Raw genomic sequence first — 20,312 nt, 5'->3', positions numbered from 1 at the left:
TCGCGCAGCCATCAACCCTGCGGCGGCACAATCGTGACGCCGTGCAAGCCTTCACGCTGCGCCAGCCCAGGCCCGAACTGCACCACCTGCCCCTCCTTCAGCACCACGGTGTAGTCGGTGTGCGAGAGCGAGGTACGTTTGCGATGGCGCGCGAGGTATGTGTAGACCTCGAAATCGCCGAACGTGCGCACCGCGTCGGGACGCCCCAGCGTCGCCAATACGGTGTCCCTGCTGCTGCCGGGATCGAGGCGGGTGATCTTCTGTCCGGTGGCGTGGCAACCGGCTAACGCGACCACCAAGGCGGCCGTTCCAAGTATGCGCTTCATGACTCCCCCTGAATCTGGCGACTGCTCGCCATGCGCTGGCCTTTCGTAGGTTCATGGTAGGCGGATCGGCCGGTTGCGGCAATCTCGCTAGCGCGCAATTTCTTGCGGAAAATGAACGCCGCACCCCCTTGGCGCATGCCCAAGACGGTGCCAGAATGGCTTTGCTACAGGGGGAAAAGCCGGATTAGACGAGTGCTGGCATCGCGACAAATCGCGGTGCGGTTCGCCTTGGGTCCATGATGGACCCACCTCTCCCTCCGGGCACAGCGAAGGGATTTGAGGTGCTGCGCGAAGGTTATTACGTCAATGCCGATAGGTCGCTCGGCGGGCCGTTCCGGCTATTGCATTTGGACGGCTATTCCAAGTGGCGTCAGGTCGGCGCGTTGCGCGTGTGGCTGGCGTTTCTTCTGCTGCTGGTTCTTGTGCCCGCGCGCGCCACCGAGCCGGTCACGTCGCTTGGCGAACTGTTCGACATCGCTCACGACAGCGAACCGGGCTTCCGCGCCGCCAAGGCCAATCTCGATGCGTCGCGCGCACGCACGCGCCAGGCCTATGGCGCCATGCTTCCGCAGATCAGCCTGACCGCGAACACCAACGGCAACCGGCGTCGCTACGACACGCTGGACAATCTCACGCGCACGATGCACGACCGCTATCACGCCAACACCGACCAGATCAGCCTCACCCAACCGCTGTGGCGTGCCGCGAATGTCGCCGCGCTCCACCAGGCCGAAGAGTCGACCGGTCAGGCGGAATACCAGCTCAAGGACACCGAACAGCAGCTCTATCAAAAGCTGTCGCAAGCCTGGTTCGACCTGATGGAATCGCGCGACGGCATGGAGTTCACCGCTGCGCAGCGCGATGCGCTGCAGGCGCAATGGGACATCGCGCGCCGCGGTGTTGAGTTGGGTTCGCATGGCGAGCCACAGGCCGATGATGCGCGCGCCAAATACGAGCAGGCGGCGGCAGACGCCGCATCTGCCGAACTTGAACATGCTTCCAAGCTCGCAGCGCTGGAGCAATGGATCGGCACCGCCGACGACCTGCAGCAGCCCTATCTGGACGATGGCATCGAGTTGCCCGATCTGGTCGGTAACGACATGGATGCCTGGCTGAATCTCGTCGACTCCCACAGCCCCGCCTTGAGCGCCGCCGTGCGTGCGGTCGCCGCGGCGAACGATGAAGTGGACAAGCAGCGTGCCGGCCACAAGCCCACGCTGGATGTCGTGGCCTCCTATGGCAACAACGACCAGAACGTGGGCAACTTTCCGGGGCAGTCCGGCTATCGCATTCGCACGCTCACGTTGGGACTGCAATTGAACGTGCCGATCTATTCCGGCGGCACGCAGTCCGCCAAGGTGGCCGAAGCCATCGCGCTGCGCGACAAGGCGAACGAAGATCTGGAGGCCGCGCGACGACAGGCCTTCCTCAATGTGAAGACCGCTTTTCTTGCGTGGCGCGCCGGACTCGCCAAGGCCAAGGCTTCGCGCACAGCGCTGGCCTCGGCAAGGCGCGCGCTATCCGTCGCCGAGCACGGCACCTCGCGTGGCCTCAAGACCGAAGCCGATGTATTGGCGGCGAAACAGGAAATGGCCGCCTCGCGACGCGACCTGCGCCACGCGCGATACCAGCAGCTGACCTCGTACATCAAGCTCAAGTCGACGCTCGGCGACCTCAGCATCACCGACATCGACGAACTTGATCACTGTTTCGTGGCGACGCGCGACGCGGCGGTGGCCCACGTCGACTCGCCAGGAGTGGCAAAGCCATGAGCGCCCTGCCTTCCCTTCCCGAATCCACCTCGACGCCCCTGCCCATCGCCGATGCGTGGACACGCTTCATCACCGCACGTCATGCGGGCGAGTTCTCCGAAGCGTGGCTGATCTTGTTGTGCGAAAAATTTCCGTCCGTGCAGCAGGCTGCGGTGCTGGTGGAATCCAACGACGGCCAGAACTACGTTCCGATCGCCGTGTGGCCATCCGCGGATGCGCAGATGGCAAGTCTCGGAACGGCAGTGCAGCGTGCATTGACGGAGCGCCGCGTAGTGGCGCAGCCATCCCCCGATGACGAGGAAACACTGCACGTTGCCACGCCCATCACCGCACACGATCAGATTCGCGGAGCAGTCGTGCTGGCCATGCCCGCCTCTGGCGCGCCGCTGGCGCTGCTGCTGCGCGAGTTGCACTGGTCGAGTGCGTGGCTCAGCAACCTCTTGGGCAAGCGCGATCACGACATGGCGGTGAGCGCGCATCGCCGCAGCCTCGGCGTGCTGGAAGCCGTCGCCGTCGCCCTGCGTCATGAGCATTTTCAACAAGCGCTGTTCGACGCATGCAACGACCTGCGGCAGCGCTTCGACGGCTCCCGCGCGGCCTTGGCGCTGGTCGATCGCGGAGAGTTGAACCTGGCAGCATTGTCAGAAGCAGCCACGTTCGAGAAGGCCTCGCCTTTGGTGCAGGCCTATGCCGCGGCGATGGCCGAGGCATGCGATCTTGCACAGACGGTGGAGACCGGCACCGACACGGAAGACGCCGCGCATTTCCGTGCTCATGCGGCTCTGCTCGAACGCACAGGCGCGGCACGCGTCGTTTCCATTCCCGTCACGGCGCAGGCGCGCTGCATCGCCGTGCTCACCATCGAGCGAACGCAGCCGGAGGCTTTCACTGCGGAAGATCGCCAGTGGCTGGATACCTTTTGCGGCCTTCTTTCGCCCATCGTTGCGCAACGCACGCACGCCGAGCGCAGCTCGTTGCAGCGCTTTCGTGACGAGGGCGAGCGCATGCTGGCCGCCATCGTCGGGCCGCGCCATCTGGTATGGAAAGCAGCTTCGGCCGCCGTCGCCCTGCTCCTGGCGTTGCTCATCCTGGTTCCGGTCGACTATCGCGTATCCGCCAAGACGGTCACCGAGGGCGAGATTCAGCGCGTGGTGGCGGCGCCCTACGAGGGCTTTCTCGCCGCGGGATACGTCCGCGCTGGCGATACGGTCAGCAAGGGCCAGACCATGGCCCAGTTGGACGATCACGACCTGCGTGTCGAGCAGGCACGCTGGTCGAGCGAGCGCGACCAATACGACAACAAGCTGCGTGAGGCCATGGCGGGCCATGACCTCACCGCCATCCAGGTCGTCAGTGCGCAGCTGCGCGAGGCGCAGGCGCAGCTCGATCTGCTCGACGACAAACTCGCGCGCGCCAAGGTGCTGGCGCCATACGACGGTGTCGTGGTGAGTGGCGATCTGAGCCAGCAGGTCGGCACACCGCTGGAGGCGGGCAAGAAGCTGTTCGAGGTCGCGCCGCTGCACAGTTATCGCGTCATCCTACAGGTGGACGAGCGGGACATCGCGCAAATGGAACGGGGGCAGCACGGCCGACTGGTAATGAATGGACTGTCGGGCCGGTCCATGCCGTTCACGGTGGGTCGCATCATGCCCGTAGCCACTGCGCAGGACGGCCGGAATTTCTATCGGGTAGAAGCACGCCTTGCGCAAGACGCAAACGTGCTGCTGCCGGGCATGGAAGGCGTGGGCAAGGTCGAGATCGGCAAACGCAAACTTGGCTGGGTGCTGCTGCATACCACGTTCGACTGGATACGCATGACTCTGTGGACCTGGGGCCTGTGAGGTAGCCGCCATGTCGCGCCAACCCTTCAGCCCTTCCTGGCATAGCGTCGCCGCCCTGCGCCCGCGGCTGATGCCGTATGCCGTCGTGCAGCGCGTGGTGTTCCGTGGTCGTCCCTGGTACGTGGTGCAGGACCAGACCGGCGGCCGCGTCTATCGACTTTCCACCGCCGCCTACGCCCTCATCGCCGGCATGGACGGCACGCATACGGTGCAGACCCTGTGGGAGCGCGCCAACGCCTCCGACGCGCGCGACGCCTGCACACAACCGGAAGTGGTCGATCTGCTGGTGCAATTGCATGCGGCCGACCTGCTGCAAACCGATGTACCGCCTGACTCGGGCGACGCTATGGAACGGCACCGGCGCAAGCGCTACGAAACGCTTCGCCAATGGCTGCTCAATCCCATGAGCATCAAGGTGCCGCTGTTCAATCCGGACGCCATGCTCACCCGTCTGATGCCATGGGTTGGTTGGTGCTTCAGTCGTTGGGGCCTGCTTCTGTGGCTGCTCGCGGTCGTTCCGGGCGCCGTGCTGGCCGCCGAGCACTGGCATGAATTGACGCTCAATCTGTCCGATCGCGTGTTGTCGTCCAGCAACTTGATGGTGATGTTCGCCGTCTATCCCGTGGTGAAGCTGCTGCACGAACTGGGACACGGGTTTGCGGTGAGGCGCTGGGGTGGCGCGGTGCGCGAACTGGGCTTGATGTTTCTCATCTTCGCTCCCGTGCCCTACGTGGAAGCGTCCGCATCGGCAGCCTTTCCTTCCAAGTACCGACGTGCGCTTGTGGCAGCGGCAGGCATGCTGATCGAGCTGTTTCTCGCCGCCATGGCGTTGCAGGTGTGGCTGCTGGCCGAACCCGGCGTGCTGCGCGCGGTGGCGTTCAACGTCATGGTGATTGGCGGCGTGTCCACCCTGCTGGTGAACGGCAATCCGTTGCTGCGCTACGACGGTTACTACATCCTTGCCGACCTCATCGAAATGCCCAACCTGGCGCAACGTGGGCAGGCGTGGTGGGCCTATCTGCTCGATCGCCAAGCCTTCGGCTCCCACGATGCCGCGCGACCCGACGAGACGCCCGCGGAACAACGCTGGCTGTTTTTCTATACACCGCTGGCCTGGGCCTATCGCACGTTTGTCACGGTGTCGGTGATCTTTCTGGTGGCGACCAAGTACTTCATTGCGGGCGTGATCATGGCCTGCTGGAGCGCGTTCTCGCTGCTCGTAACACCCTGGCGCAAGGCGTGGAAGCACCTGCGCACGTCCGCTGCCCTGCACCGCGTGCGCAGCAGCGCCATGCGCCGTGCCGGCACCACGCTGGCGTTGGTATGTGCCGTCGCCGTGCTTGTTCCACTGCCCTTGCATACGCACGCGCAAGGTGTGGTGTGGTTGCCGGATACGGCCATGTTGCACGCGGGCGAGAACGGGTTCTTCAATCAATGGATCCATGCACCGGACAGCATGGTCCATCAGGGTCAACCGCTTTACCTGCTGGACAATCCACAGCTTCGCTCCGAACTGGAAGTGGATCGCGCCAAGCGCGACCAGGCGCAGGCGCGTTACGACGCCGAACAGTTCACCGACCCCGTTAAGGCACGCGTCTCCGGCCGGCAGTTGCAGGAAGCCCAGGATGTCGTGCATCGCGCGGAGTTGAAGCAGGCGCGATTGATCGGCGAGGCGCGCACCAGCGGACGCCTCGTTGCGCCCACATCGCAGGACATGCCGGGGCGCTACTACAAGAAAGGCGAACTGGTCGGCTACGTACTCGGCGACGGCCAATGGATAGTGAGGGTGATCGTGCGCCAGGACGACATCGACCTCGTCCATGCGAGGATGCGCGGCATCAGCCTACGATTGTCCGATTCGCCGGGCGTGCCACACGACGCCACGCTCGTCCGCAGTTTTCCGGCCGCCGTCGAAGAGTTGCCCACCGCGGCGCTGGGTATGAACGCCGGCGGCGAGATTCCCACCCAACCCAGTGACGCCAACGGGCTCAAGACGCTGCAACGCGTGTTCATCGTGGACGTCAGCTTGCCGCCGGGTGCCACGCCGGTATTCGGCGAGCGCGTGCAGGTGCGCTTCGATCACGGCTATGAATCGTTGGCGCAGCAGTGCTTGCGGCGTCTTCGCCAGGTGTTCCTGAGTCACTTCAATGTCTGACGTGCGCGCCCTGCTGGCCGGCAAGCGCCTGCTGCTGGGCGACGGTCCTTACCTGGAACGCCTCGACGCGCGCCACTCCCCCTGGGAACAACGCTTGCGCGGCTGGCTGGGAAAACTGCCGCGCCTCGATCGGCGCAAAGTACGCCACTTCCTCGCCGCCACCGCCGCCCGGGAAGGTGCTGCGCGCGCCCTGGACGACGAAGGCCTGCGCGCCGCGCTGCACGAAAGTACGCGCGCCATGCGGCTTACCGGCTTCACCGATCCAATGCTTGCCACCGCCTTCGCGCTCATTCGCGAAGCTTCGCGCCGCACGCTGGGCATGCGCCATCACGACGTGCAGCTTCTGGCCGGACGCACGCTGCTGCAGGGTCGCCTGGCGGAAATGTCCACGGGCGAAGGCAAGACGCTGGCGGCGACACTGGCGGCGTGTACTGCCGCCCTGACGGGCGCCGCGGTACATGTAGTGACCGTCAACGACTACCTCGCCCAGCGCGACGCCGAACACAACCAGAAGCTGTTCGAGTTCCTCGGCCTCGATGTGGGCGTGGTATTGCAGGACATGCAGGCCGCGCAGCGTCGTGATGCCTATCGCGCCAACATCACTTATGTCAGCAACAAGGAACTCACGTTCGATTACCTCAAGGATTGCATCGCCATCGGCGAGATGTCGCTGATGCAGCAACGCGTACGCGCGCTGGGCGGCGGTCGCACCAGCGAGCCGCCCATCCTGCGCGGCCTGCACATTGCCATCATCGACGAAGCCGACAGCGTACTGATCGACGAAGCGAGCACGCCGCTCATCATTTCCGAGACCTTGCCGGACGATCTCGATCCACAGATCTATCGGCAATCGATCGATCTGGCGCAGGCGCTGCAACCGGGTCTTCACTACGCTCACGGTGCGCATCGCGACATCTGGCTCACCCCGCAAGGCAAACGCCACGTGCGCGAAACCATGCGCCCGCTTGGCGGATTGTGGCAGTCCACGTTGTGGCGCGAGGAATTCGTCCAGAAGGCGCTTTCCGCCGTCCATGGCTTTGTTCGCGATCAGCACTACATCCTTGCCGACGGCAAGGTGCAGATCGTCGACGAATCCACCGGTCGCGTCATGCCCGATCGCACCTGGGAGCGCGGCCTGCACCAGATGATCGAATGCAAGGAAGGCTGCGAGATATCCGGGCAGCGCCGAACGCTCGCACAGATCACCTATCAGCGATTCTTTGGACGCTACCTCCTGTTGTGCGGCATGACCGGCACCGCGCAGGAAGTGGCTACCGAGGTGAAGCGCGCCTACGACCTGCCGGTCACGCGCATTCCGACGCACAAGCCCTCGCGGCGCCGCCGCATGGCCGATCAAGTTTATGCCCACAGTGATCGCCGATGGGAGTCTGTCGCCACCAGGGCGGCGACGATGGCGACCACCGGGCGCTCCGTGCTTGTCGGTACGCGCTCGGTCGAGGCGTCCGAGCAACTAAGCCGCCTGTTCGAACAGCATGGCGTGGAACATACCGTGCTCAACGCTCGTCAGGACCAGGGCGAAGCCGACACGGTTGCGCTGGCCGGACAACCGGGACGCATCACCGTCGCCACCAACATGGCCGGGCGCGGCACGGACATCAAGCTCGCCGCAGAGGTGGAAGCCCTAGGCGGCTTGCATGTGATCCTCACCGAATTCCACGAATCCGCCCGCGTGGATCGCCAGCTGTTCGGTCGGTGCGCGCGCCAGGGCAACCCCGGCACGACCGAGGCCATCGTCTGTCTCGACGACGAACTGTTTCGCCGCTTCGTGCCGTCATTCGAACGCAGGATTGTCGCGGCGATCGTGCGGGGCGGACACCAAAGCAGCCGATGGTTTAGACGCTGGGTGACGCATGTGCAAGGCCGCGCCGAACGCCATTACCGTCGACAGCGTATCGATACCACGCAGAGAGACAGCCAATGGGTGAAGGCGTTGGGTTTTGTGGGTAAAACGCGCAAGTAGCGTTTCGAACCATAAGTACGCCTGAGGTGCCCATATCTGGGCTGCCCAGAAATTCACGACGCTCACCAGCCTCACCGTGAGGATTTCTCAACGGCCTCGGGACTGATGCCGCAAAGGTCGCCGTGGCGATGAGTTCAATTGCGGAAAATTTCGATGTAGCCAAAGACAATCGGTACGGGCCATATCTTGGGTTTTGTACATGCGTTCGCGGATGCGCTTCATCCTCGGGCTACGGAAGAACGAATCGGTCCCCGCATGATGCCAGCAGTTGCCACCGACACTTACTAGGCATGCAAGTCAAGCGAGCGGCAAAGCCGTCGCCAGTCATCACTACCGCATTCTGTGCCTTGATCGAAATACACCATCACCGGTGGTGCGGTCAATCTGCTTTAAGCCGACGTCGGCCCCGGCGCACCGTGCGGATACCGGCGCCCTTTGAGGTCTGGAACCACCGCCTTGGCGAAGTCGCGCTGCGTATTCCGAGCTGGGTCCATTGCCTTTGACGGTCGATAGCGCCGTCAGTCCAGTCGGTGCCATTGCGTCGAGGCCAACGCCCTACCCGCGATAACGCGTCCTAATCGTCACACACCGGTTTCCGATCAGGCCACTCGTCGGGCCGCCTTCGGTCGCTTCCATCCTCCTGGCCGCGTAAGCCGCTAATCTACAACGATGACCAGAAGGCATCCGCCCAACTTCTGGGCGCCTTTTCTAGCGGCAAATCTGCGTGACCGCGAGATCGGTTGCCGGATCCAAGGTTCAGGGGATGTCCGCCCACAGGAGAGATGTGAGTGGCCGTCGTCAGGGGGGGGGAGGCGAAGGCATGGACCTGCCATCCCACTGCACGCAAGCAGGTAATCGCTCGAAAGTACTTCTTTGACAACCAACCCGCGCAGCTGCAGTCGTTACGGCGACTCAACGACCTTCAATAATCGGTCCTTCTCAGCCGCAGGCAGCTGGTCAAACGCCAAGATCATGCGGGCCAGGCGCTCGTCGTCAGCAAAAAGATAGGCCACCGGCACCTGCAACGCAGCGGCAAGGCGAGCCACCGTCGCCATGTCCGGTTCATGCACGCCCTGCTCGTAGCGGTTGATGCGAGTGCTGGCCACGAAAAGATCCAACCCTGCCTGGATGCCCAACTCTCTTTGGGACAACTCGTGGCGCACGCGCGTCTCCTTGAGCCGCCCCTGAAACACAAGTCGAATGTCGGTACGGCGGGGCATGTCGCGAATCCGTGCAGGACAGGCCTACGAGACTCGTAACTTCCGCTTGCCTTGGATACTACGAGTTTCGTAGTATCCAAGGCAAGCAGGCCCAATGGGCTCACAAGGAGCTCCCCCGAATGCCAGTGCAGCTCATTCTTGACGACGACGGCGGCATCTCACTGCCCCTGGATGGCATTACCCAGGAAGCTTGGCTGCTTCAGCGGGAACGGGCCACTCATGCGGGCGCCGCAGATGGATTCAGAGAAAGGCTTGCCCAGTGCTTTGCCATAAGCTTGATCGAATGTCTCGATCCCGATCTCAAGCCCCCGACAGAAGCCCAGCTCAAGTACGCCACCGCCATAGCCCGGGAGCTGGGTATATCCCTCCCCTCCGAGGCCCTGCGCTATCGCGGCCCAATGGCCGAATTCATCGATCGATTTGCTGACGCGATGCGCCAACGACGCCGCAGCTATTTGAAGAGCGACTCCCCGTAGACGCCCAAGCGTTAGGGGTGTTGCGTTGACCGGCTGAAGTCACAGTCGAAAGCGGACACTACCGGACTTTCGATAACGCCCTTACCGCCTTGACCGTAACCCCAGCATCCCTGGCCGAAGCTGAGTTCCCGCAGTTGTCCACAAAATAGACCGGGAGGCGTTCTTTCCCGGCCATGACGACCTTCGGGAGCCGGCTGACAAACACGAGATAGGTCTCGCCGGTATCCATGTAAAACCGGGCGGAACTGTTTTCGGACGCCAGGCGGATCGTCCGCTGCGGCCTCCCTTTGAAGGCCTCCAACACCTCGACGGTATAAACCGTCCACTCGAAGCCCTCCGGGTCATCCGGCGTGGAGATATTGCGCTGACTCAGGACGCGCCCTGTGACCACAAAAGCCGCGGCATTGAACTCGGCGGGAACCGACGGGCTTCGATAGACGGCAGTCGATCCCTCACCGGACTCCCAGCACGTTGCGTTGCAAACCGACGATATCGTGGTCACGACCAGCCCAAGGCCGAATACAGCAAATCGCATCAATTGGCCCACCAATCCTCCTTAGATCCATTGGCCGGACCACCGGCGATTCTATGCGCGAAATGCCCGCGTTGGGTTGCGACTTCAATGGCTATGCGGGCAGGTGCTACGACAGGTGGTCGGCATGGGTGCGCCGAGACAGGCTCCAACGTCGGTATCACCCATTCGGCCTGGCTCCATGCAGGTCCCCGGGTGCGATCGATGGTTCGACGATGCGTCGACCATATTCAACCATCCGTCCCCTTCCCGGCACTCACCGCAAGGGCAATCAAAACCCGGCCACTGGGCACGTTCGCCCCTTGTTGCTGGCTGAGGCTTGGCCTGGAAGGTATCAGCGAGGTTGAAGGCGACATGCACACGGGCGAGGCCTACCACGAGGTGATCCAGGCATCGAGGCGCGATCTGCTGACGCGAAGCAGGTTTCAGAGATTGGCCCTGAGCCTGCTTCCGCCGGGCGGCGATGTGCTCGACTTCGGCGCGGGCACGGGCATCGATGCAAGGACATACGCGGCTCACGGGCATCGGACGTTTGTATACGAGCCGGCGGCGAGCATGCAGGAGTACCTCTTCGTGCATTGCCGTGACGAACTGGAAAAGAACACCATTGTCGCGGTCGATTCTCCGCAGTCCTGCAAGGTCACTGCCGTTACCGCAAATTTCGCCGTGCTCAATCACTTCGCCGACCACGCCAAATTGTTTGCCGACCTGGCACACATTGTTGCCGATGGTGGCTTTGTTCTGGCGAGCCTTCTCAATCCGTTCTATCTCGGTGATGCGCGTTACGGCTGGTGGCGTGGCAATGTGTTCAAACTGCTTCGCGAAGGCCGGTACTCCATTCCAAGCGAGAGCAACATCCATCGATTCGCACCGCGCATCCTGAGTCGTGCAGCGGCGCCCTACTTCCGACTGGAGCAACGGTCTCCCGGTGGATTCAGAATGGCCACTCAGCTCTATATGTTCCTGCTGTTCCGGCGCATCTGACATGTTGACGAACTGGATCCGCCCTATCGTTCGCCCGCTGCCGCAGTGGTCGCCAGTGGCGGTAGCTCCCCCGCAACACGCCACCTCGGCGTGCATGCATTGGGAAGGAGGCGAGGCCGATGTCACCGCGGATCACACGGTTGCCTCTCTCAAGCCGTTGGTGATTGCGACCAGCCTGGATGCGGGCCAGGATCCGGTCATCGACTATCGCGACCGAATGACAGGAGAGCTTGTCGGCGCGCTTCGACTGGGTCGCCTGGCGTCCCTGTCCATCGACGGCGCACCCGTTACGCTCTATCGCGTAACGGCAGGAGGACACCACTGTCTTCGCTGGCCGCATCGCCACTGGAATCGATGGCTGCAAAATCGACTGATGCGCAAGCAGCCCTCTTCGCAGCATGCCTTGATGGCACCGAGCGCAGTCCAGCAGCTGATGGTTGCTTACCTCTGCCCTCGTCCGGTGGTGCTCGTATCCATCAGCACGCCGGAACACCGAAATATGTTCCCCATGGACTTGATTGGCCCGCTGGAGCGCAGTGGCTTCTATTCACTGGCACTAAGAAATACCAATGTTTCCGCGGAGGTCATCCGCCACACTGGCCATGTCGCCCTGTCCTGTATCCCGGCAGCCATGAAGCCGGAGGCTTACAAGCTCAGCGAACACCACAGGCAGCCACTGCCCGACTGGCACGCCCTTCCCTTCCCTGTCCGCCCATCACAGGAGCGCGGCATCCCCATCGTGGCCGAGGCGTTAGGCGTCCAGGAATTGACGATACTGCACAGCCAGGACATCGGGTCGCATATCTTCTTTATCGGACGCATTGCCAACGACGAGCGCCTTGCCGAAGGTTGCCAGCTTCATCACACGCCGGGCTTCTATCAGGCGTATCGTCGCCAGCGTCGCATGCCGTTCGCCGAAGCCTAGCCCGACGTTGTGCGCGAATGACCGGACTCAGTCATGCGTGCCGCGTCCCGCCGGACAAGGTCTAACGCACCTTGCCTCCGTACCGTGGCGACCATGTCACCCCCGATCACCAGATTCTGGTCGGCAAGATCAGCGACACTGCTGCGATGTGAGATCACGATCAGGATGGAGCCCGGCAACTTCTGCTTCAACCTTGCAAGCACCCTGCTCTCGGCTCCGGCATCAAGCGCGCTGGTCGCTTCGTCGAGGATGGCCAGCATGGGCTGGCGCAGCAGTACCTGCGCCAACAAGAGGCGCTGAAGCTCGCCGCCGGACAAACGGCCCGAGGAGCCATCCAGTGTTGCCTCCAGTCCGCACTTGGCAGCCCCAAGACGCTTGTCGAGGCCGACATCGGCCAGTGCCTCCTGCATGGTCTCGTCGGAGACACCCTCCGCGGCCCAGCGCAGGCACGCCCGCACGGTTTGCTGCCAAGGTCGTACGTTCTGGCTGAGGTAGGCGCCATGACGCACCCACGCAGCGTATGCATCGAAATCCAGCCGGCGCCCTTCCAGCCAGGCGGTAAACGTCGACGGGCGAATCATGCCGGCCAGCACATCGGCCAGGCTGGTCTTGCCGATGCCCGAATCACCGGACACCAGCAGCAGTTCGCCCGGATGGAGCCACAGGTCGGTGATGCGAAGACGCACCGGCTCGGACAGCGTCAGCTCTTCAATCCATACCGGTGGCATGCCATTCGCCGGTCGATGGAAAGCAGCGCGCGGCGACGCCTGTGGGGCCGCATCGGCGTAGCGGTACCACAGCTCGAATGCAGGGACGGCCGACGCCAGCTGATGGAAGCTCTGCCGGGTGGAAACCATGTACGGAAGCAGCCGGCCCAGCAGCAGGCATACGGCGATCAGCGATGCCTGGTCGACGCCCTTCCAGTGATGCGCGACCAGAAAAATGGCCGCGATCCCGATGGCTGCAAGCAACTCCAGCACCAGGCGGCCCGACGCAATCAGCTCCAGTTGCCGGCGGTAGCCATGACCCAGTCGCGCCGACGAATCCGCGTGGCTTCGCTTCTCCGCGTCTTCCTGGCCGAACGACTTGATATGCCGCCAGCGCCGTGGAAAGTCCTCGCTCATCCAGAACAGCCGCGTCATATCGGTGATGTACTGACGACTGACAGCCGCGTGCTCCCGGCTGCGGAAGCGCGCAGATATCAACGAGCACACAACGATCACTGGCACGGCCATCACCAGGGGCGGCGAAATCCACAGGGCAAGCGCAAGGCTCACCACGGTCGTCATGCCCGCCACCAGCAGCTGCAGCAAGGCGCTGAAGCCCTGTGTCACGATTTCCACATTATGGGTAAGCACGTTGGCCAGCTCCGCCGACGTGGCATCGGCCAGCGTGGACAGGCGTGCATCCACCAGGCTTTCATGCACCCGCGCGCGCAACTGCATGCCATAGCGGCTTGCCAGCCACGCAGCCAGCCTGGCGGCCTGCCAACGCGCCAATGCAAACGCCACCGACGCGCAGAGAAAAAGAAGTACGCACATTTCCAGGCTCGCGGCACCGGCCGTCCCATGGCGGCCCAACCAGGCCACGTCGCCTGGCTGGATCAGGGGAACCGCGAACAGGGCTGCCATGCCGCCCGCGAGAGCACTGGCTAGCGACAAGACGACATAGGTCGCGATCTTCGACAGACCCAGCGCTTTCAAGGTGAGAAAAAAGGACCGCGACAGGCCATCCGAGCAGCCACGCTGCAACCAGGACCATGTCCCCGGCATGCTCAGGACTCCTTCATGCTGCGTGGCCGCGCCTGTCGCGGTTGAGTTGGCACCTGATGACTATGCAAGACCCTACCCGGATCAATCCTCACCGTTGATGAGTGCGCAACCAGTGCGAAAGGGTTGCGTCCCGGAGGGCCGAAGGCGGATTAACCGAGCAGCGACAAGAGGGCCTTGATGGATTCCGCAGGGTGGTGTCCACGCACCAGTTCGTAAGCCCTCAGGCTGGCCACGCCCTCGGTGAAATGCCCCCATTGCGCCTGGCCCGCGGCATAGGGTTGCTCTACTGTCAGCCGTGCCACCGCCTCGCTGGTGTCCAGCATCCGCAGGCGCGCGCCATTCTCCCCGGCCGGTGGCGCCGAAAGAAACACCAGTCCGGCCAGTTCAACGGGGGCCGGCGCGAGGCACGCCATGCCATGACGAACATCCACCTCGTGCTTTTCCACGCCGCTGCGCCGCCGGATGGTGGGCGATTCGCCGAGCCAGCGACGATGCCGCTCTTCATCCACCCACGCCAGGCCGTCGGCGCAAACGTGCAGATAATTGGCAACGCCTGAGGCACGAAGGCTTCGGGGGTCGACGAATACCGCATCCTCAGCAAGGAACTCCAGGCCCTCCAGCACGCCCCGCAGGGCCAGCGTGGACTTTCCCGCGCCGCTGTTACCCATGATCAGAACGCCGCGGCCATGCCGACCCAACCCGGCACCATGCAGTGGAATCAGCTGCTGCACGCGCGTGGCAAGCGTGAACACGGCGAACTCGATCAGCTCGTAACGCAGGTTATACGGGAAGGCGAGCATGTCTTCCGACACCACGATAAGCGCACGTCCATCGTCAGGCGACATCACCACGTAGTTCGACGCGTCCACGACGCCACCAAGCAGGCCTGCGCCCGATTGCATGCGCACGGGCGGCGGTTCGGCCCCGTCCCATCCGCTGCGATGCGGCGAAAGGCGAAGCTCGATCGCCAGCGTGGATGAGGTGATGCCCAGCACGTGGTCCGGCAGCCCGGCGTATGCGGCATCCACCAGGGCCAGCAGCGCGTCGCTCGCGCTGTGAAAGCGAAATCGGGCCCCGAGAATCCAGCGTTCGATGGACCGCCCTCGCGCCGACCTCTCCCCGAAGGGATCGGCCAGGATGTCACCTGTGTCGATTGGTAATGCAGAGGTCATGGCGCGGCGCCCGGTTTACGCGGCCCCGTGATAGCACACGGCGAAGCGGATGGACATCCAAATATTTCAACCATCCCAAGCAACCCGCCGGCCACGCGCCGGCACTCACGCACTAACCAGTGCAGAAGGTTGTTGGCTCCGTGCCGACCTACCGCGGATGCGCCGGAGCTACTCGCCCACCCGCAGCCATAGAGGCCTGTCCAAGATGCTAACCATTCAGGTCGGTCACTCCTACTTCCTGAAGTTTGACCGCAAGCAATGGGAGCGTGGCAAGCCCTATCCGCCGCTCGCGACCATCCACGTGGCGGCGTTGCTTCGTCGAATGGGCCACCAGGTCTCGCTGTTTGACGCGATGCTCGCCGACGGCGTCGACGAGTATGCGCAAAGCCTGTCGGCATCACGGCCAGGCGTCGTGGTCATCTACGAAGACAACTTCAATTACCTGACCAAGATGTGTCTTGGCCGCATGCGCGAAGCGGCCTGCGAGATGATTGCCATGGCGCGCGTGTCGGGCGCCCGCGTCATCGTGGCCGGTTCCGATGCCTCGGACCAGCCGGATGCCTTTCTTGCTGCCGGCGCCGATGCGGTATTGATCGGCGAAGGCATTGCCCCGTTGGTCGAGCTGATCCGTCGCCTGGACGAGGATCCCGCGATATCGAAACGCGACTGGGTTGCCGGGCTCACCGGCGTAGCCGCGATGGACCAGGGCGAGCTGCAGGTCACGCGCATTGGCGCGACGCCGCCCGACACACGCATCGTCGGCCACCCGGCCTGGGATCTTGTCGATATCGAGCGCTACCGTGCGCTGTGGATGGAGCGGCACGGGTACTTCAGCCTCAATATGGCGGCCTCGCGAGGTTGTCCTTTCCGCTGCAACTGGTGCGCCAAACCCATCTGGGGAAATCACTACAACCGTCGCTCCGCCGAAGATGTGGCTACCGAGATGGCGCATCTGAAGCACAGGTTCCAGGCCGACCATATCTGGCTGGCGGACGACATTTTCGGCTTCCATGTGGACTGGGTGGAAGCCTTCGCGGCGCATGTAAGTCAGATGAACGGAGCCATCCCTTTCACGATCCAGACGCGCGCGGATCTGGTGAGTGAACGCATGGCAACCGCGTTGAGCCTGGCCGGTTGCGCCGAGGCCTGGATCGGCGCGGAAAGCGGCAGCCAGCACGTGCTCGACCATATGAACAAGGGCACCCGGGTGGCTGACCTGATCACCGCGCGTGAACGCCTGGGTGCCCACGGTATCCGCGTGGGCTTCTTCATCCAGCTGGGTTACCTTGGCGAGCAGCTCGACGACCTGCTTGCCACCCGGGAGCTTATTGCGCAGGCCTCGCCGGATGACATCGGCGTCAGCGTTTCCTATCCGCTTCCCGGCACACGGTTCTACGAGCAGGTGAAAGCCCAGCTCGGTGACAAGACGCATTGGCAGGACAGCGGCGACCTCGCCATGATGTTCCAGGGTGCTTATGACTCGGAGTTTTACCGGTCTGTCCGGGACCTTCTGCACGAACAGGTCCTCGTGCAGCAATGGAAAGTGGTCGATGGCGTAGATAGTCAGCGGCAAGCCTCCCGTGCCCTCGATGCGCGCTGGCGCGCCCTGATGGAAACCGAGGCGGAGCACCGCACCGCGGTGGTGGAAACGCCCATGCTGGCAAGGACCTCGCATGTCTGATCGCCACGCCCCACCCGATCAACTTCCCCCGCTGCGAACGATCAAGACAGGTTTACGGCGAACCACGGAGGCGCTGGCCAGGGAGCTGGCCCAGCCGGAGGGTGACACGCCAGACTGGACCGAACTGGAATGGCGTCTGGCTGCAGCGGCGGCCGTCGCGCACGGCGTCGCCGGACTGCAGCACGCTTACTCGCTCTGGAAGAATCCCCATTGGAGCGACTTCCTGGCAAGCCAGCACGAGCACGTGGCGCAGCGCCATGCGCGCATCGATGACTTGCTTCGCCAGATCGATGCGCGGGCGAAAGAGCTCAATATCAGTCTCGTGGCGATGAAGGGGGCGGCGCTGCACGCGCTTGGCCTGTACGAACCGGGTGAGCGACCGATGGCAGATATCGACTTGCTCGTGAGCGACGATGATCGCGAGCAAGCCCACGCGATGCTCCAAAGCATGCATTACGAGGCGATATTCACCAGCTGGAAACACCGGGTCTACAAACCGGCGGGAAGCACGGATGTCCCGAGCTTTGGCGAGCACCGCGACACACCGGTCAACATCGAGCTGCACACCCGCATCCAGGAACGCCTGCCAGTTGCCACGGTGGACATTACGCACTGGGTCTATCCGCGCCACCCCGTGCCCGGCCTCAACCCCTACCCTTCACTCGGCGCACTGATGAGTCACCTCTTGCTGCATGCTGCGGGAAACATCTGCAACCGCTCGATGCGGCTGATCCATCTCCACGATATCTCCCTGCTTGCCTCCCGCATGATGCGGAGTGAATGGCTGGTGCTCTGGGGAGAAGGCACAAGGGAACCGGCCTGGTGGGCCATCCCTCCCCTGCTGCTGGTGTCGCGCTACTACACCGGTGCCGTACCACCCAGCCTGCTCTATGAGCTGGAGCAAGAATGCCACGCCACCTTGCGATACGCGTCCAGGCGCCTTTCGCTCACACAGGTGTCCTGTTCCGAACTGTGGTTGCATGCGTGGTCGGGTATCGAATGGGCGCGCTCGTCGCGCGAGATCGGGCAATACGTGCTGAGTCGCGTACGCCCGTCGCCCGAGGCCAGGCAACAGCGTGCCGATATGTTGAAGACCCAGCTCTGGCTGCAGAACTCACGCTGGGTAAGTTCCGGCCAATTCAGGCGCGCCATCGCCTGGCTGACCAAGCCGGTACCGCGAACGGACACGATGTACGTGGTCCGTGCGGCGCTGGGTCAGGCGGCCATGGCCGAGGCTCAGCTGCCCGAGCCTTCGGCGACCAGTTGCAGATAGAGCGCCTGGAAGTCTCGCGCGGTACGGTCCGCATTTTCGGTCACCGCACGACGCTGCGCGGCGACCGCCATGCGCAGTCGCAGCGTATCGTCGGACAACACGCGCGCGATGGCCTCGGCCAGTGCCGCCCAGTTCCCGACCGGCACCGCCAGTGACGCCGTTGGCGACCATTCCGCAATGTGCCCTACCGCCGTACCTACCGCAGGTACACCCGCTACGGCCGCTTCCAGCAGCACGAGCGGGCCGGCCTCATGGCGGGAAGACATCACCAGCAGATCGGCTTCCTCCATCATGGGACGAAGCTCGCGCTGGGTCTTGAAGCCATGGAAGCACACGCGCCCGTTGAGACCCAGCTCACTGGCCATCCGCTGTATTTCGCCGTTGAGCGTGTCCTGCCCGACCACGTCCATGCGAAAGTCCACGCCGGACTCAACGAGTGCTGCCAGTGCGCGAAGCAAGGTGGTTTGATCCTTCACGCGATTGAGGCTGGCAACATGGATTAGTCGCGCCGGACCGTGCTGGCGGCACCGTGGCGGCGCGGCGGGCCAGCTGCGCAGATCCACGCCAAGCGGCACGCGGCGCGCCTGCAGGCCAAGCGCCTCCAGGGATTGGATGATGGGTACGCTCGCCGCCGTCACCGCATGGGCGCTGCGCAACACCAGCGCCTCACGTAACCTCCCCTTGAGGAAGCGTCGTCCCCCGTAGCCGATGTCATGCATGGATACCAGTTCGCCGCCGGCGATATGTACCAGGCTTGGCAGGCCCAGCGACATCGCAGCGCAAACGCCCACGAAGCTGCACGAGCCGGAAAAGATGGCATGCACCAGGTCGAACGGCGCGCGACGATGTTCGTCGCGTATGGCCCGGATGGCGCGCAGGCGCGACCAGCCGTCGCCAATGTTGTGAACGCTGGCACCGGCGAGTTGCCAGCAGTCGGCGGCGGCCTCCTGGCGCAGGGCATACACGTGCACCTCGTGCTCGCAGGCAAGCCGGCGGATCAAGGCGAGCAATACGGGAATCACCCGGAATTCGCCGGTGCGATCCACCCCTCCGGGTACCACCATGGCGAGCTTCATGCGTCGGCACCCCTGTTGCCCCGAGCCAGCTGCAGATAGGCATCCATCCAGCGACGCCCCACCGCCTGCGGGGACAGGTGGCGCTCGAAGTAGTCGCGCACCACCCCTGGCGGCGCACGACGTGTCGCGGCATTCACCAGCGCCTTCGCCAGCGAGGCGGCATCGCCCGGTACCCACAGATAGCCGAGCTCGCCGGCAATCGCGCGGAACGACGGTATGTTGGTGACCACCGGCGTCACGCCGCAGGCCATCGCCTCCAGCAAGGCGTAGCCGCAGCTTTCCGCATGACTGCCCGAAACATACAGGTCGGCCGCGCGCATCAGCGACTGAATCTTCGCGTGCGGCACCTTGCCCAGCAGGTGCACCCGACCCTGAAGGCTCGGCTCGCCTTGAATGCACTGATGCACCCGGGCAAGCAAGGGCGCGCTGCCGAAGGCGCACCACAACTGAAGTCCGGGCAGGCTTTCCGTAGCCAGCGCGATGCCCTTCAGCACGGTCAACGGATCCTTGTTCGACGAGAAATGCCCGACCCACACGACACAAGGGTCGCCATACAAGCCCGTCTCGGACCACGCTTGCGAGCGCGCTCCTGGCGTGAAGCGACTGGAGGATTCGGGGATGGCAAACAAGCGCATCGAGGAGTCGAACAGCCGCGTGGACACGTATGGACTTGCGAGCTCCGGCGCGGTGAATACGGCACCCCGTGCGGACGCGTACCAGCGCCGCCAGCGCGCGCGGCCCCACCAGGCGGGCAACGGGTCGGCGTGGTCCTGCATCAGGATCGGCACGTCGGGCAACACGCGCGCCAGGGCGTGGACTTCGGCGGCAGCGGCAAGGCTATGGACGTGGGCCACGTCGACGCGAAGTTCCGCGAGCGTGCGCGCCACCTCGCCACCCGCCGGATTCGCACGGGCGCGGCGATCGGCCACAAAGCGGTATTCCACACCGTTTCGTTGCAGGCGCTCCGCATGTCCGGCCCGCTGCACCACGGTGACCCGTGCACCCGCGCTTGCCGCCGCCTCGGCGATATCGGCCAGCGATGGCCATTGCGCCAGGGTATCGGCCAGCCCCATGTCTTTCGGCGCGGGATGAAAGCTGATCTGCGCGACACGAAGTGGCCGCATCA

At 63.8% G+C, this 20,312-nt stretch carries 16 protein-coding genes; 9 read left to right on the top strand and 7 right to left on the bottom strand.

Annotated features, from left to right (window positions below; all coding sequences use genetic code 11):
* Window positions 1–11: 11 nt before the first annotated feature.
* The gene (gene bamE, locus H8F01_RS20065) at window positions 12–326 is read right to left on the bottom strand and encodes an outer membrane protein assembly factor BamE domain-containing protein (protein ID WP_187056769.1); all 315 of its coding nucleotides are present in this window, start codon (window positions 324–326) and stop codon (window positions 12–14) included.
* Window positions 327–607: 281 nt separating this feature from the next.
* Here bamE and H8F01_RS20060 point away from each other — a divergent pair, with 281 nt between their 5' ends.
* From H8F01_RS20060 to H8F01_RS20045, 4 genes are read left to right on the top strand one after another with little or no spacing between them, the layout of a single operon-like run.
* Window positions 608–2,098 (top strand): TolC family outer membrane protein, encoded by a 1,491-nt coding sequence (locus H8F01_RS20060; RefSeq protein WP_187056768.1) that lies wholly within the window; start codon window positions 608–610, stop codon window positions 2,096–2,098.
* Window positions 2,095–3,939, top strand: coding sequence for a GAF domain-containing protein (locus H8F01_RS20055; RefSeq protein ID WP_187056767.1), 1,845 nt, complete (start codon window positions 2,095–2,097; stop codon window positions 3,937–3,939). The genes H8F01_RS20060 and H8F01_RS20055 overlap by 4 nt, the downstream gene beginning before the upstream one ends.
* A gap of 10 nt (window positions 3,940–3,949) precedes the next feature.
* A complete protein-coding gene (locus H8F01_RS20050; protein WP_187056766.1) occupies window positions 3,950–6,094 on the top strand; it encodes a peptidase M50 in 2,145 nt (714 codons plus the stop codon).
* Window positions 6,087–8,075, top strand: coding sequence for a preprotein translocase subunit SecA (locus H8F01_RS20045; protein WP_187056765.1), 1,989 nt, complete (start codon window positions 6,087–6,089; stop codon window positions 8,073–8,075). Before H8F01_RS20050 ends, H8F01_RS20045 begins: the two co-directional genes overlap by 8 nt.
* A gap of 902 nt (window positions 8,076–8,977) precedes the next feature.
* Here the strand turns inward: H8F01_RS20045 and H8F01_RS20040 are convergent.
* Window positions 8,978–9,295: a helix-turn-helix domain-containing protein gene (locus H8F01_RS20040; RefSeq protein ID WP_187056764.1), complete on the bottom strand. Its 318-nt coding sequence runs from the start codon at window positions 9,293–9,295 to the stop codon at window positions 8,978–8,980.
* Between the two features lie 119 nt (window positions 9,296–9,414).
* Between H8F01_RS20040 and H8F01_RS20035 the strand changes: the two genes are divergently transcribed.
* Window positions 9,415–9,771 (top strand): hypothetical protein, encoded by a 357-nt coding sequence (locus tag H8F01_RS20035; protein ID WP_238481072.1) that lies wholly within the window; start codon window positions 9,415–9,417, stop codon window positions 9,769–9,771.
* Between the two features lie 58 nt (window positions 9,772–9,829).
* Here H8F01_RS20035 and H8F01_RS20030 read toward each other — a convergent pair whose 3' ends face one another.
* Window positions 9,830–10,318 carry a hypothetical protein gene (locus H8F01_RS20030; RefSeq protein WP_187056763.1) on the bottom strand — a complete coding sequence of 163 codons (489 nt, stop codon included), beginning with the start codon at window positions 10,316–10,318 and terminating at the stop codon, window positions 9,830–9,832.
* 189 nt (window positions 10,319–10,507) lie between these two features.
* Between H8F01_RS20030 and H8F01_RS20025 the strand changes: the two genes are divergently transcribed.
* Both H8F01_RS20025 and H8F01_RS20020 read left to right on the top strand, forming a co-directional pair.
* On the top strand, window positions 10,508–11,287 hold the full coding sequence (locus H8F01_RS20025) for a class I SAM-dependent methyltransferase (RefSeq protein ID WP_238481071.1): 780 nt from the start codon (window positions 10,508–10,510) through the stop codon (window positions 11,285–11,287).
* Between the two features lie 94 nt (window positions 11,288–11,381).
* Window positions 11,382–12,212 (top strand): flavin reductase, encoded by an 831-nt coding sequence (locus tag H8F01_RS20020; RefSeq protein WP_238481070.1) that lies wholly within the window; start codon window positions 11,382–11,384, stop codon window positions 12,210–12,212.
* Here the strand turns inward: H8F01_RS20020 and H8F01_RS20015 are convergent.
* Together H8F01_RS20015 and H8F01_RS20010 are read right to left on the bottom strand one after the other, a co-directional pair.
* Entirely contained in the window at window positions 12,209–13,984 is a 1,776-nt protein-coding gene (locus tag H8F01_RS20015) for an ATP-binding cassette domain-containing protein (RefSeq protein ID WP_187056762.1), read from the bottom strand. The genes H8F01_RS20020 and H8F01_RS20015 overlap by 4 nt on opposite strands.
* Before the next feature lie 149 nt (window positions 13,985–14,133).
* A complete protein-coding gene (locus H8F01_RS20010) occupies window positions 14,134–15,156 on the bottom strand; it encodes a phosphoenolpyruvate carboxykinase (ATP) (RefSeq protein WP_187056761.1) in 1,023 nt (340 codons plus the stop codon).
* 205 nt (window positions 15,157–15,361) lie between these two features.
* On the opposite strand from H8F01_RS20010, the gene H8F01_RS20005 reads away from it, so the two are divergent.
* Entirely contained in the window at window positions 15,362–16,837 is a 1,476-nt protein-coding gene (locus tag H8F01_RS20005; protein ID WP_187059400.1) for a B12-binding domain-containing radical SAM protein, read from the top strand.
* On the top strand, window positions 16,830–18,110 hold the full coding sequence (locus H8F01_RS20000; RefSeq protein ID WP_187056760.1) for a nucleotidyltransferase family protein: 1,281 nt from the start codon (window positions 16,830–16,832) through the stop codon (window positions 18,108–18,110). The genes H8F01_RS20005 and H8F01_RS20000 overlap by 8 nt, the downstream gene beginning before the upstream one ends.
* On the opposite strand, the gene H8F01_RS19995 is transcribed toward H8F01_RS20000, so the two are convergent.
* Window positions 18,074–19,186, bottom strand: a complete 1,113-nt coding sequence (locus tag H8F01_RS19995; protein ID WP_187056759.1) for a glycosyltransferase family 4 protein — start codon at window positions 19,184–19,186, stop codon at window positions 18,074–18,076. The genes H8F01_RS20000 and H8F01_RS19995 overlap by 37 nt on opposite strands.
* Entirely contained in the window at window positions 19,183–20,310 is a 1,128-nt protein-coding gene (locus H8F01_RS19990) for a glycosyltransferase family 4 protein (protein ID WP_187056758.1), read from the bottom strand. The genes H8F01_RS19995 and H8F01_RS19990 overlap by 4 nt, the downstream gene beginning before the upstream one ends.
* Window positions 20,311–20,312 lie beyond the last annotated feature (2 nt).

It is taken from the genome of Dyella telluris (genome assembly GCF_014297575.1).
GTDB lineage: Bacteria > Pseudomonadota > Gammaproteobacteria > Xanthomonadales > Rhodanobacteraceae > Dyella > Dyella telluris.
This window is presented reverse-complemented; position numbering and strand designations above follow the sequence as displayed.